12 protein-coding genes are annotated in these 12,287 nt (G+C 38.3%); 5 read left to right on the top strand and 7 right to left on the bottom strand.

Annotated features, from left to right (window positions below):
- Positions 1-67: 67 nt before the first annotated feature.
- From HMPREF0013_RS0105105 to HMPREF0013_RS08240, 7 genes are read right to left on the bottom strand one after another with little or no spacing between them, the layout of a single operon-like run.
- Complete coding sequence (locus HMPREF0013_RS0105105; RefSeq protein WP_002114258.1) at positions 68-727, bottom strand: methionine ABC transporter permease; 660 nt, start codon at positions 725-727, stop codon at positions 68-70.
- Positions 708-1,784: a methionine ABC transporter ATP-binding protein gene (locus HMPREF0013_RS0105100; RefSeq protein WP_078210426.1), complete on the bottom strand. Its 1,077-nt coding sequence runs from the start codon at positions 1,782-1,784 to the stop codon at positions 708-710. The genes HMPREF0013_RS0105105 and HMPREF0013_RS0105100 overlap by 20 nt, the downstream gene beginning before the upstream one ends.
- A gap of 5 nt (positions 1,785-1,789) precedes the next feature.
- Entirely contained in the window at positions 1,790-2,623 is an 834-nt protein-coding gene (locus tag HMPREF0013_RS08260; protein ID WP_002114233.1) for a MetQ/NlpA family ABC transporter substrate-binding protein, read from the bottom strand.
- A gap of 13 nt (positions 2,624-2,636) precedes the next feature.
- The gene (locus tag HMPREF0013_RS08255) at positions 2,637-3,467 is read right to left on the bottom strand and encodes a MetQ/NlpA family ABC transporter substrate-binding protein (RefSeq protein ID WP_000079412.1); all 831 of its coding nucleotides are present in this window, start codon (positions 3,465-3,467) and stop codon (positions 2,637-2,639) included.
- Positions 3,468-3,481: 14 nt separating this feature from the next.
- A complete protein-coding gene (locus HMPREF0013_RS08250) occupies positions 3,482-4,894 on the bottom strand; it encodes an LLM class flavin-dependent oxidoreductase (protein ID WP_002114361.1) in 1,413 nt (470 codons plus the stop codon).
- Positions 4,894-6,117 carry an SfnB family sulfur acquisition oxidoreductase gene (locus tag HMPREF0013_RS08245; RefSeq protein ID WP_002114479.1) on the bottom strand — a complete coding sequence of 408 codons (1,224 nt, stop codon included), beginning with the start codon at positions 6,115-6,117 and terminating at the stop codon, positions 4,894-4,896. The genes HMPREF0013_RS08250 and HMPREF0013_RS08245 overlap by 1 nt, the downstream gene beginning before the upstream one ends.
- A 12-nt stretch (positions 6,118-6,129) precedes the next feature.
- Positions 6,130-7,365, bottom strand: coding sequence for an SfnB family sulfur acquisition oxidoreductase (locus HMPREF0013_RS08240; protein ID WP_005802387.1), 1,236 nt, complete (start codon positions 7,363-7,365; stop codon positions 6,130-6,132).
- Between the two features lie 345 nt (positions 7,366-7,710).
- Here HMPREF0013_RS08240 and HMPREF0013_RS08235 point away from each other — a divergent pair, with 345 nt between their 5' ends.
- The 5 genes from HMPREF0013_RS08235 (at position 7,711) to HMPREF0013_RS08215 (ending at position 12,275) form a co-directional block, all read left to right on the top strand.
- Positions 7,711-8,475 carry a glutathione S-transferase family protein gene (locus HMPREF0013_RS08235; protein ID WP_002114410.1) on the top strand — a complete coding sequence of 255 codons (765 nt, stop codon included), beginning with the start codon at positions 7,711-7,713 and terminating at the stop codon, positions 8,473-8,475.
- Positions 8,476-9,007: 532 nt separating this feature from the next.
- The gene (locus tag HMPREF0013_RS08230) at positions 9,008-9,901 is read left to right on the top strand and encodes an amino acid ABC transporter substrate-binding protein (protein WP_002114541.1); all 894 of its coding nucleotides are present in this window, start codon (positions 9,008-9,010) and stop codon (positions 9,899-9,901) included.
- Between the two features lie 94 nt (positions 9,902-9,995).
- The gene (locus HMPREF0013_RS08225; RefSeq protein WP_002114400.1) at positions 9,996-10,838 is read left to right on the top strand and encodes an amino acid ABC transporter permease; all 843 of its coding nucleotides are present in this window, start codon (positions 9,996-9,998) and stop codon (positions 10,836-10,838) included.
- A 2-nt stretch (positions 10,839-10,840) separates the two neighbouring features.
- On the top strand, positions 10,841-11,518 hold the full coding sequence (locus tag HMPREF0013_RS08220; RefSeq protein WP_002114551.1) for an amino acid ABC transporter permease: 678 nt from the start codon (positions 10,841-10,843) through the stop codon (positions 11,516-11,518).
- Positions 11,519-11,531: 13 nt separating this feature from the next.
- Positions 11,532-12,275, top strand: a complete 744-nt coding sequence (locus tag HMPREF0013_RS08215; protein WP_002114298.1) for an amino acid ABC transporter ATP-binding protein — start codon at positions 11,532-11,534, stop codon at positions 12,273-12,275.
- The last annotated feature ends 12 nt before the right edge of the window (positions 12,276-12,287 follow it).

The following is a 12,287-nucleotide window of genomic DNA, read 5'->3' as shown; positions in this document are numbered from 1 at the left end:
AAAAATTGTCGCTGATTTTACATGAAAGCCATGACAAAGTCATGGCTAGAGCAGGGTTGTATTGCGTTTAAACTTTACGTTTATCAAGTTGCTGGGCTAATGCATCGCCAGCCGCTTGTACCAACATGACTAAAACAATTAAGACTAAAATGACAGCCACCATAATTTGCATATCAAAACGTTGATAACCATAACGATAAGCAATGTCTCCTAATCCACCTGCACCAATAGCACCGGCAATTGCAGAAGAGTTAATCATAGTCACAATAGTCACGGTAAAGCCTGCCACAATACCCGGTAAAGCCTCTGGTAAAAGCACATGCCAAATAATTTGTTTACGGTTGCAACCCATGGCTTGTGCAGCTTCAATTAAGCCTTGATCGACTTCACGTAAGCTGACTTCCGCAATACGAGCAAAGAAGGGAATTGCCGCAATCGTCAATGGAACAACGGCTGCCCAAACCCCATAACTTGTACCCACAATCCAGCGAGTAAGCGGAATAAGCGCAACCATTAAAATAAGAAAGGGTACAGAGCGAGTAATGTTGATGACCCAACCTAAAGCTTGATTAATCTTTTGTGACGGATGAATGCCGTGCTCAGAAGTACTGACTAAAACAACAGCAATGGGTAAGCCAATTAAAAAAGCAATAAACGCAGATGCACCTACCATGAGTAAGGTATCTACAGTTCCAGTAATTAATAAATCAATGAGCTGGTCGTGCATAGCCAAGTACCTCAAATTGTGCAATTGCAGTTAATGCATCTTGTCGTATAGATGAAATATCAATTTCTACGTTAGGAATACCGACTAAAAGTGAACCAATAATATGCCCTTGAATGGTATCGACCTGACTTTGATATAAATTGACAGGTGCTTTAAATTTGGCAAGTAATTCTTGAATATCGGGAACCTGATGTGCTTCAGCCTCATATTTCAGTTTTACAATAATATGAGTCGAATCTTCATCGGGTAGAGGACTGATTTTAAAAGGCAGGGTAATTTGCTCAAGGTTTAACAATTCTTGAGTAATTTGTTGTTCTGGTCGTGAAAATACAGACCAAACTTGTCCAGCCTCTACTATCTCACCTTGATCAATCACCACCACTTGATCACAAATTTCTCGAATAACCTGCATTTCGTGAGTAATTAATACAATAGTAAGACCCAGCTCCTGATTAATCTTTTTAAGTAAAGCCAAAATAGTGGCGGTACTTTCAGGGTCAAGTGCCGAGGTGGCTTCATCACACAGTAAAATTTCAGGATGGTGAACAAGTGCGCGTGCAATACCGACACGTTGCTTTTGTCCGCCTGAAAGTTGCGATGGATAGTAGCCAGACTTATCGGCAAGACCTACGAGAGCTAGAACCTCATTTACACGTTGGTTGATATCTGCTTTGTTGTAATTGGAAACTTTTAAAGGCAATGCCACATTTTCCCAGACCGTTTTTGCAGACATTAAATTGAAATGTTGAAAAATCATTCCAATTCTTTGACGGGTTTGAATAAGCTCGGAATGGCTCAATTCAGCAATGTTTTGTTGATGAATATGAATGCTACCAGTATTTACTTGTTCTAAACCATTTAATGTACGAAGTAAGGAAGATTTTCCTGCACCACTTTTACCAATAATGCCTAAAATCTTACCTTGAGGAATATCAAGGTTAATCTCTTTTAAAGCATGCAGTTTTTGACCTTGTGATTGGTAAAACTTATTTAAACCGCGAATTTTGATATGAGGTAGAGAAAAATCAACTTGTGATCCAAAACTCACCATTGTCATTCTCCTTATTTCCAGCCTTGAAACCACATACCTTTACCAAAGTCTTTATCCAGAATATCTTGTGCTTGTTTTGAGTTCTGGAATGCTTTAACAAAGGTTGCAAGTTTTTGGTTTTTATCTTGGTAATCGCGACGGGTCACAAACAAAATTGCATATTTTTTATCGATTGGATCTAAAAATAATACGCTATGTGGGTCGGTTACCTTTGCCATTTTTAAGTAATGAGGGAAGCCGAAAATTAAATCGACATCGTCATATGCATGTGCTGTCTGTGGTCCTTCAACTTCAACGAAGCTCAGCTGTTTAGGATTAGCAATAATGTCTTGAGTGGTTGAAAGCTCATTATTTATATCTTTAAGCTGAATTAAGCCAGCACGATGCAATAAAATTAAAGCACGGGCTAAATTAACCGGATCATTTGGAATGGCAACACGTGCATTTAAAGGTAAATCTTCAAGTGATTTATATTTTTTTGAATATAAACCCACATGACTTCCTGAACCCACACCAAATGCATGTAAGTCATAACCCGTTTCTTTAACAGCATTACGTAGAAATACACTTTGCTGGAAAAAGTTTGCATCAATATCGCCGTTTTGTACGGCAACATTGGGTGCTCGCCAATCAGAAAATTCAACGAGTTTGACATGAACGCCTTGCTTTTCTACTTCATTGGCAACGCTTTGTAATAGCTCAGCATAAGGCGGGCTAATGCCAATCGTTAAAACATCATCGGCTTGTTTATTTTTAATATAACGGTAACCGACAAGGCCCAGAACTACGATTAAAATCGTAATTCCGAGTAACCAAGGCTTATGCTGTTTGAACTGAATCGCCATAATCTTTCCGTTATTACTTCCAGCCAGGGAACCAAAGTTTTGGCCCAATTTCAGCGTCTAACACAGCTTTAACTTTTGGCGAGTTTTGATAGATCTCAACAAATTTCTTTAATTTGTCGCCCTTATCTTCATAGTCATCACGCACTACAAACAAAATGGCATAACGTTTATTGGTATTGTCATCCAGTAAAAGCGCACTATTAGGGTCTGCTGTTTTTGCTAAGCGCAAGTAATGTGGATAGCCAAAAGCCAAGTCAACATCATCAATTGCACGAGCAGTCTGTGGTCCTTCAACTTCAATAAATTGCAAATTTTTAGGGTTTGAAACAACATCTTTGAGTGCAGATAAGTGATTATTTGAATCTTTAAGCGTAATTAACTTAGCTTGTTGTAAAAGAAGTAGGGCACGACCTTGGTTCACTGGATCATTTGGAATGACTACGCGTGCGTTTTGTGGCAATTCATCAAGACTTTTATATTTCTTTGAATACAGTCCCACATGTGAGGCTGCACCTACTGCAAATGCCTTTAACTTAAAGCCAGTTTCTTTAATTGCATTGTCTAAGAAGGGTTGATGCTGGAAAAAGTTCGCATCAATATCCCCATGATTTAAGGTAATGTTTGGGGTATTCCAGTCAGAAAATTCGACAAGTTTTACATTTAAACCTTGTTTCTTTGCTTCATCGGCAGCAGCTTGTAATGGTTTTGCAAATGGTGGACTAATACCAATCACAAGTTCATTTGAGCCACTTTGTCGATGTTTATTCCATAAGAACAAAGCAACAAAAAGGACTACAACGACTAAGCCTATGCCTAGCCATTTTTTAGAGGCTGTTTGAGCCATGTCTATCTCCAAATTTAAGCGGTTATTTCTTCAATTTTTGTTAAGTTTTTGCTGTTGTTATAGGGACTACATCGGAACGCTTGAACAGGGTGCTGTTCTGGTAAATGATCACCCCGATTAAAAATTTTGTTCCGTAGTGAACCCGTTTTATATGCAGTTTTATAGCGACCACGTTGTTGTAGCTCAGGAATGACCAAGCGTATAAAGTCGTGGTGAGACTCAGGTGCAACTGTACGTGTCAAATTAAAGCCATCAATATCAGTCTCATCTAAAAGATGAATTAAGTATTCAGCAACTTCTTCGCCACTACCTACGATGAGGGGATAACGACCACCTAGAACATGCTGAGCTTTTAAGTCATTTTTTGTGATTTGCTGTTCTTTAAACTTTTCGGTAATCGAAACAATACTGTTACTTTTTTGGTAAGGAATCGCTTCATCGTCAGCAAACTTACTTAAGTCAATGCCTGTTGAACTCGCATAATGCGCTAAGCCTGCTTCAGGACTCGCATACTGACGATATTCATTCAGTTTCTGTACAGCCAGATCATGTGTTTCAGCAACAACAACTGTTATACCGACAAAGACTTTAATATCATTCGCTGAGCGTCCTTGCTGTTCGGCAAGAGTACGAATCTTTTTCACTTGTTCACGTATCTTTTCGGGTTTATCCCCCCCAATAAATACACATTCAGCATGACGTGTTGCAAACTGCATACCTTTAGGTGAAGCACCTGCTTGAAATAGGGTTGGAGTGCGTTGCACAGAAGGAGATACCTGAAACACACCTTCACTCTGGTAATACTTTCCATGGTGGTGAATGGTATGCACCTTAGATGGATCTGTAAAAACACGCCGTGCTTTATCTTTTTTAACTGCGTCGTTTTCCCAAGAACCTTCCCAATATTTGTAGCAAAGTTCTAAAAACTCTTCGGCTTGCTCATAGCGGGCATCGTGGTCTTTTAAACCCTTTTGACCAATTAAGCGTTCGGCACTATCTAGATAACCTGTAACAATATTCCAGCCAATACGACCTTGAGTTAAATGGTCAAGACTCGCAAAGCGGCGTGCAAATTGATATGGATGTTCATAGCTCAAATTCACAGTGACACCAAAACTTAAGTTTTGAGTAACTGCTGCCATAGCTGAAATAAGTGTAGATGGGTCATGGCTTGGAAGTTGAATGGACTCTTTTAAAGTGAGATCTATACCATTTTGATAGACGTCATACACACCTGTAATATCGGCTATAAACAAGCCGTCAAATAAACCACTTTCTAAGGTCTTAGCTTGTTCTGTCCAATAGTTCAGTTCATTAAAGCGGTGTGATTCATCACGTGGATGTGTCCATAAGCCATGATTGATATGTCCAACACAGTTCATATCAAAGGCGTTTAATAAAATCTCTTTTGCTTTGAAATCTGCCATTACAATGTCCCCCGACGAGGTGGTAGAACACCGTTAAGTACATAGTTCCCAATAAAGTAATATTTCCATCGTGCGGCATCATGTAAGGTATGCACACGCGCATTGCGCCAGAAACGGTCTAGACCATCTTGTGATTGACTACCACGGCTACCAGCAAGTTCAATCAGCTTAGACGAAGCTTTTAGCGCCGTATCACTACTATGAGCACGTACTTTGGCAACATCGATGGATGCTTTCGCAATATTTTCTGGTGTGGTCTCAATTTTTGCGGCATCGATTGATTGCGCAGCTTGTTTTAATAAAACTTCACTTGCTCGTACATCGACAGCAATGCGTCCTAGCTCATAAATCGTTAAAGGATCTTGATTGGCTGTTTCTACATTTGAATCAATCCATGGGCGAGCTTGATGCACTCTTTGCAAACTTTCTTCAAAGGCTGCACGTGCAATGCCTACTTCAATCGATGCATGCATGATTTGAGCAAAAGGGCCCACTAAGGTTGGTTGCAAAAATGCAGTATCAAAAGGAATAACATCATCTGCATCTACAAAAACCTGATCAAATTTAACCGTGCCGCTACCTGTGGTTTTTTGCCCAAAGCCAGACCAGTCATCAACAAGTTTCAATCCTTGTGAACCACTTTTTACAAAGGCTAGATATTCTCGACCTGCATCGTCTAAAACTAAGGTTGGAATACGGTGAGCAAATAAACTTCCTGTGCAGTAAAATTTTTCTCCTTGAATCAGGTAGCCATTTTCGTGTGGACGGATATTGGTTTGCTTATGAGTTGAAGTTTTGGTTTTAAACTCAGCAAGTGCATTACCAAAGCGAGTGCCATTTAAAACTTCGCCATATAACCGTTGTTTTTGAACTTCTGTACCTGTATTGCGCAATACTTCTAAAGCATAAAAATGGTTTTGTGGAATTTGTCCAATTGAACCATCTGCACCGCTTAAAAGAGCAATCACTTTAGCAACGGTATGACTTGAAACTTCGGCACCGCCATATTGCTTAGGTACTGTAATTGCCCAAAGTCCAGACTGGCTCAATGCATCAATTTCGGTATACGGTAAAATTCGCTTAGAGTCTCGTTCAACAGCAGTTTTTTTAAATTGCTCAGCAAATTGTTTGGCAATTTCTAAAGCTTCAGCATCATTTTGAATAATATGTGCTTGACCAGATGCCGATGTTTGTTTGGTTTGTACCGATTGATATGAAGTCATGACAATTTCTCCTTAAATCCAAGCATGGCGGGCAGGGAAATGACCATTAAGGTAATAATTGCCAATGGCATGTAATTTCCAGCGAACAGGGTCGTGTAGGGTATGTACACGGGCATTTCGCCAATGTTGATCTAAATTATGTTGGCTTAAGCTTGAACGACTACCGCCCAGCTCTAGTAGTTTTTCAGAAATTTGTAGGGCTGCATCATTGGCATAGACCTTTGCTTCTGCGACCAAAATTGAAACTTTTGCTACTTGTTCATCAGTCAGAGTTTGAAGTTGGTCAAGTTCATCTAAATATTCAGCAGCTTCATCAAGCAGTAAAATTGCAGCATCGAGCAAAATATTTAACTTACCTACCTCTTGCAGGGTGTAATGTTCAAAGCTAGCTTTTTCAACATTTGCATCAATAATTGGACGTGCTTTATGAATAGTCGATAAAGTATCTTCAAAAGCAGCTTCAGCAATACCTACATCAATTGCTACTTGTAATAACTGCGAATAGGCACCCCGATAACTAGGGGTTTTAGTTAATAATCGCTCATCAAAAATGAGTTCTGGATTAACTTCAACATGATTTAATTTAACTGTACCGCTCGCTGTAGTACGCTGACCAAACCCATTCCAGTCATTAATGACTTCAATACCTTGAGCATTTCGGTTAACAATCACTAAAACCACATGGCCTTCGGGATGAATCGCTTTAATTGCAAGCCAATGCGCAAAACTTGTTCCCGTCGAATAAAACTTTTCGCCGTTTAAAATATATTTGCCGTTTTCAATAGTAAGAGTGGTTTTTAAGGTTTTTGAATCATGGGTATTACGTTCTGGTCCACCATTGGCAAGACGCTTGCCTGCCAATATTTCTGAAAAGATAAATTGTTTTTGTTGTTCTGTACCCATGATTTCGATCAGGTTTAACAAGCTAATCTGATTTTGTGGAATCTGACCAATATTAGCATCGCCTTTACTTAAAATACGGAAAACTTGTGCCAGTGTTTTATTGGAAACAAAAGCACCGCCATATTTTTTTGCAATGCGAATTCCCCCTAAGCCTTTTTGACTAAAGCTTTCGATTTGCTCATGTGGTAATAAGCGTTGTTGATCACGTGTATTACGACCCTCTAAAGCAAAATCAGCCACTTGATAAGCAGCGTTAATGGCTTGTTGATCATTTTGAATGACTTGGACGTACGCCGTCGTTTTAGATAGAGAATTAGACATAATGACACCTTGTATTGCTGTCATTACCTTACAAAAGAAATATTTTTCCACTAAACGAGGACTTATGCTCAGCTTATGAAATAAAGTGCAAAGCATTTTTTTTGCTTTTTAATGAAAAAATAGAGATATTGAAAGATTATAAAAAACAATAGCTTAAGATTGTTATGCGGAAAAATAATAATAGAATTGGTTTTAATATGAAAAAGAGCAATAAGTACGGTAAAAAAAGATATAAAAAAAATAGACTTAAGTGTCAGTGAAAAATGAGCACAATATCCATTGTTTTAACTAAAAATAGCTTCTAAAGTATCTACTTACCGACGACCATTTTTGTACAAATAGTCAAATAAAAATAAACGTGGAGATTTTATGCGGGTTTTGTATCAGTTTCCTTTGTCCCATTATTGTGAAAAAGCTCGCTGGTTGTTAGACCATAAAGAACTTGATTATGTGGCTCATAACTTAATTCCAGGCTTTCATCGTGCTTTTGCACAACTCAAAACAGGCCAAAATTTATTGCCTATTTTGAAAGATGATCATCAATGGATCGCTGAATCGACTAAAATTGCACTTTATCTGGATGATACTTATCCGGAGCATTCACTGTTACGTCGTGATGAACAATTAAGACAGCAAACATTAAAAATAGATAGCTTGGCTGATGAGCTGGGTATTCATGTCCGTCGTTGGGCTCTAGCTCACACATTGGCACATGGAGACCATGCTTTAGAAATTATGATGGGTGAACAAGGCTATTTACGTCAGTTTGAAAAAATATCCAAGCCATTCCTCAAAACACTGGTAAAGAAGAACTATAAAATTGAAGAAGAGCTAGTCAACCTGTCAAAAGAACGTATGGATGAACTCATAAATGAACTAAATAACTGCTTAATCGAAAATCAGGCACGTTATATGGTAGGCGATCGCTTAAGTCTTGCTGATATTTCTGTATGTTCTATGCTTGCTCCTTTATTAGAAATAAAGGGTACGCCGTGGGAGCGGGAAGAGGCTGAAGGTGTTTCGGAAGAATGGAATAACTATCAACAAAATTTACTCGATTTACCTCTAGGTCAGTATGTTTTAAGAATATATCAAACTGAGCGTAATGCGCGAGTAGATTGGCGCGGAATTTAAAATTATAAAATGCCCTGAGAAATCGGGGCTTATTTTTATCTTTGCTAGTTATTTTATTAAGGTAGATATTACTATCAATTTTCTAAATGATTTTTATTAAGCCATTTGTTTATATTATTTTGATGCCAAAATTACTTTTTACAATATAAATTCCATTTTATCTAAATGACTAATAACTTTAATTTTTATGATTTTTTGGAAAATACAATTTTTCTAAATACTATTTTTAGCCAAAGTTAAGCCACTTTATTGTGCATGTGTTTACAATGTAATCAATAATTGCCACATTTAAGTGTAAATAGATGAGCTTAATAATAGACAGAAGATTAAAACATAGATTAAAGTAGAAACATGTGAGCAGTTTTAAAGGTATTAATTCTGCAAAACAGATTGAATAGAATAAGTGAAGCAAATGGATGGGTCCGACTTGGAAAAGTTGGCTCGATAATTGCAATTTAATAAAAAATCACTCTATTGCTCTATATGAATGATTCTATAGATAAATAGAGAGAATGATCATCAAGGAGTTCTTATGAAACGTTCTGCAACCTCTCTCATTATTTCAACAGTTATGCTTTGTACGGTTGGCGCTACTTCTCAAATTCAAGCAGCAGATACATTAGCTAAAATTAAAAGTACCGGAAAAATCGTAATTGGTCATCGAGAATCCTCAGATCCAATTTCATATGTTGTTGCAGGTAAACCAGTAGGTTATGCAGTCGATATCTGTAACCAGTTTGCAAATGACATTAAAAAAGAATTGAAAATGCCTAGCTTAAAAGTTGAGTACAAGGCAGTCACTTCATCAACACGTATTCCTGAGCTTTTGGCAGGCAATATCGATATGGAATGTGGTACCACTACAAACTCTAAACAACGTCAGCAACAAGTCGGTTTCTCAACTAACTACTATGCAACAGAAGTGCGCATGGCTGTTAAAGCAAACTCTGGTATTAAAAGTTTGGCAGACTTAAATGGTAAAGCAGTTGTTACCACTCAAGGAACTACATCTGACAAATACATCAAGATGAATGAAAAAGGTCAGGCAGTTAATGTTCAAAATATTTATGGTAAAGATCATGCTGACTCTTTTGCCATGATGGCATCTGGCCGTGCTGCTGCATTTGTAATGGATGATAATATTTTAGCAGGCTTGATTGCTAAGTCTTCTACACCTAAAGCTTTCGCAATTGTAGGTCCGGTACTTTCATCTGAACCTTATGGAATTATGCTTGCTAAAGATGATCCAAAATTTAAAGCGGTTGCAGACCGTACTGTAAATAACTTGTGGAAAACTGGTAAAATGGACGCTTTATATAAGAAGTGGTTCTTATCTCCAATTCCACCAAAAAACACGAATTTGAACATGCAACAAAGTTCATCTTATAAGAAATTAAAAGCTAACCCAACAGATGCAGGAATCTAACTGGATCTTTTTGTCCTAAATTTACTTGTGTAAGTGTAAAGATTCATTTGCACAAGTGGTCTATTTTCTAAAGATATTAATTTAAGGGGCAAACATGTCAGTCGGCTCGCTAAACTGGACTATATTCTGTGCGGAGTCTAATGAATATGGTGTCGATAAAGCCGCATGGGCAGAATCAGTTTGTAAAGCTATTGGTAGCTCAAGCTACAATGCTTATGCTGAGGCACCCACATGGTTACAAATGTTAGGTTCAGGCGTGTTCACTATGGTTTGGACAGCTATTATAGCCTTTCTTATCGCATTTTTATTAGGTTCTCTCCTAGGGGTAATTCGTACATTACCCAACAAACCTCTCGCATTTATCGGCAATTGTTACGTTGAAATTTTCCGTAATATTCCACTTATTGTGCAACTATTCTTCTGGGCTTTTGTTTTTCCCGAGTTTTTACCGGACAGCTTAAGTGCAGGTAGTGGGGATGTAGTTGCTGGCGGTTGGTGGAAAAATATTTTAAATCAGCAACCGGCGGTTATTGGTGTTTTTGCATTAGGTCTCTACACGGCTGCCCGTGTATCTGAGCACATACGTGCCGGAATTAATACCGTTTCTCGTGGACAGAAGTTCGCAGCTTCCGCTATGGGTTTTACTACTGCACAAAGCTATCGTTATGTCATTTTACCGGTTGCATATCGTACCGTATGGCCAACGATTACATCTGAAGCAATGAACGTTTTTAAAAACTCAGCTGTTTTATATGCGTTGAGTGTGTTGAATTTCTTTGCTTACACGAAAACCATGCGTGAAGAAACTTCTCAGGACATTATCATTCTTATTCTCTCTACGCCTGTTTATTTGATTATCACTTATAGCATTAAGTTTGTGATGGCATGGATTGAGAAACGAATGGCTGTACCTGGCTTAGGTTCAGGAGGGAAGTAATCATGGATTTTTCTTTATTACAAAACCCTGATGTGATCGCGGCACTCAAAGAAGGTTTCATTTTTACGCTTACCGTAACGGTATTAGCAATGATGGGCGGTATCCTAATTGGAACCCCATTGGCAATGATGCGTTTATCTAGTAATGCCATCGCAAGTAATTTTGCAAAATTTTATGTTGATCTGTTTCGTGGTATTCCACTGATTCAGGTGATCTTTATCTTCTATTTTTTGTTGCCGAAAGTATTTGAGTTTCAATCTGATACTTATTGGGGACCGTTGTTTTCGAGTGTTGTAACTTTTGCCATTTTTGAAGCAGCTTTTTTCTCGGAAATTGTACGTTCTGGAATTCAGTCTATTTCAAAAGGTCAGGTACATGCAGGCTATGCGCTAGGTTTTACCTACGGTCAATCAATGCGCTACGTGGTATTACCTCAAGCCTTCCGTAACATGCTCCCAGTATTGTTAACTCAAACAATCATTCTATTTCAGGACATCTCTTTAGTTTATGTGATTAGTGCACCAGACTTTTTAGGTCGTGCAGATACATTAGCTAATACGTATGGACCTGAAACAAAAGCAACATTCTATTTAATCGTCGCTGTAGTGTATTTCTGTAGCTCGTTTGTGCTGTCGCATTTAGTCAAACGCTTACAGCAAAAAATTGCCATCATTCGCTAATTGGAGATTTTAAATGCCAATGATAGACATCCAACATATCTCTAAATGGTATGGTGATTTTCAGGTTTTAACAGATTGCACGACGAGTATTGAAAAAGGTGATGTCGTTGTTGTTTGCGGACCATCTGGTTCGGGAAAATCAACACTCATCAAAACAGTAAATGCTTTAGAACCATTTCAACAAGGTGACATTATTGTTGATGGAATTTCACTTAAAGATCCAAAAACAGATCTTGCTAAATTCCGTTCACGAGTGGGAATGGTCTTTCAGCATTTTGAGCTTTTTCCGCACATGACTGTTTTGGAAAATTTGACGATTGCTCAAGTTAAAGTGTTAAAGCGTTCAGTTGCAGATGCTCGTGCAAAAGGTTTGAAATATTTAGAGCGTGTAGGCTTACTTGCTCATAAAGATAAATTTCCGGGGCAGTTGTCGGGTGGTCAGCAGCAACGTGTAGCGATTGCACGTGGCTTGTCTATGGACCCAATCTGTATGTTGTTTGATGAACCAACTTCTGCACTTGATCCTGAAATGGTCGGTGAGGTTCTTGAAGTTATGGTGCAGCTCGCACATGAAGGCATGACCATGATGTGTGTTACGCATGAAATGGGCTTTGCTAAAAGAGTATCTAACCGTTTAATTTTCATGGATGAAGGTAAAATTTTAGAAGACTGCCCAACCCATGAATTCTTTGATAATTTAGAAGCTCGTCATGAGCGTGCTAAACTTTTCTTAGAAAAAATTCAGGCGATGCACTAATAACCTAATAAA

The organism is Acinetobacter sp. SH024 (assembly GCF_000163635.1).
GTDB lineage: Bacteria > Pseudomonadota > Gammaproteobacteria > Pseudomonadales > Moraxellaceae > Acinetobacter > Acinetobacter pittii.
Note: the sequence above shows the minus strand (reverse complement) of the source record. Positions and strands in the feature narration are given on the sequence as shown.

Coding starts and splice junctions, on each gene's coding strand:
- HMPREF0013_RS0105100 (WP_078210426.1), bottom strand. CDS start 1,784: ATGACAATGGTGAGTTTTGGATCACAAGTTGATTTTTCTCTACCTCAT.
- HMPREF0013_RS08220 (WP_002114551.1), top strand. CDS start 10,841: ATGGATTTTTCTTTATTACAAAACCCTGATGTGATCGCGGCACTCAAA.
- HMPREF0013_RS0105105 (WP_002114258.1), bottom strand. CDS start 727: ATGCACGACCAGCTCATTGATTTATTAATTACTGGAACTGTAGATACC.
- HMPREF0013_RS08250 (WP_002114361.1), bottom strand. CDS start 4,894: ATGGCAGATTTCAAAGCAAAAGAGATTTTATTAAACGCCTTTGATATG.
- HMPREF0013_RS08260 (WP_002114233.1), bottom strand. CDS start 2,623: ATGGCGATTCAGTTCAAACAGCATAAGCCTTGGTTACTCGGAATTACG.
- HMPREF0013_RS08215 (WP_002114298.1), top strand. CDS start 11,532: ATGCCAATGATAGACATCCAACATATCTCTAAATGGTATGGTGATTTT.
- HMPREF0013_RS08225 (WP_002114400.1), top strand. CDS start 9,996: ATGTCAGTCGGCTCGCTAAACTGGACTATATTCTGTGCGGAGTCTAAT.
- HMPREF0013_RS08245 (WP_002114479.1), bottom strand. CDS start 6,117: ATGACTTCATATCAATCGGTACAAACCAAACAAACATCGGCATCTGGT.
- HMPREF0013_RS08235 (WP_002114410.1), top strand. CDS start 7,711: ATGCGGGTTTTGTATCAGTTTCCTTTGTCCCATTATTGTGAAAAAGCT.
- HMPREF0013_RS08230 (WP_002114541.1), top strand. CDS start 9,008: ATGAAACGTTCTGCAACCTCTCTCATTATTTCAACAGTTATGCTTTGT.
- HMPREF0013_RS08240 (WP_005802387.1), bottom strand. CDS start 7,365: ATGACAGCAATACAAGGTGTCATTATGTCTAATTCTCTATCTAAAACG.
- HMPREF0013_RS08255 (WP_000079412.1), bottom strand. CDS start 3,467: ATGGCTCAAACAGCCTCTAAAAAATGGCTAGGCATAGGCTTAGTCGTT.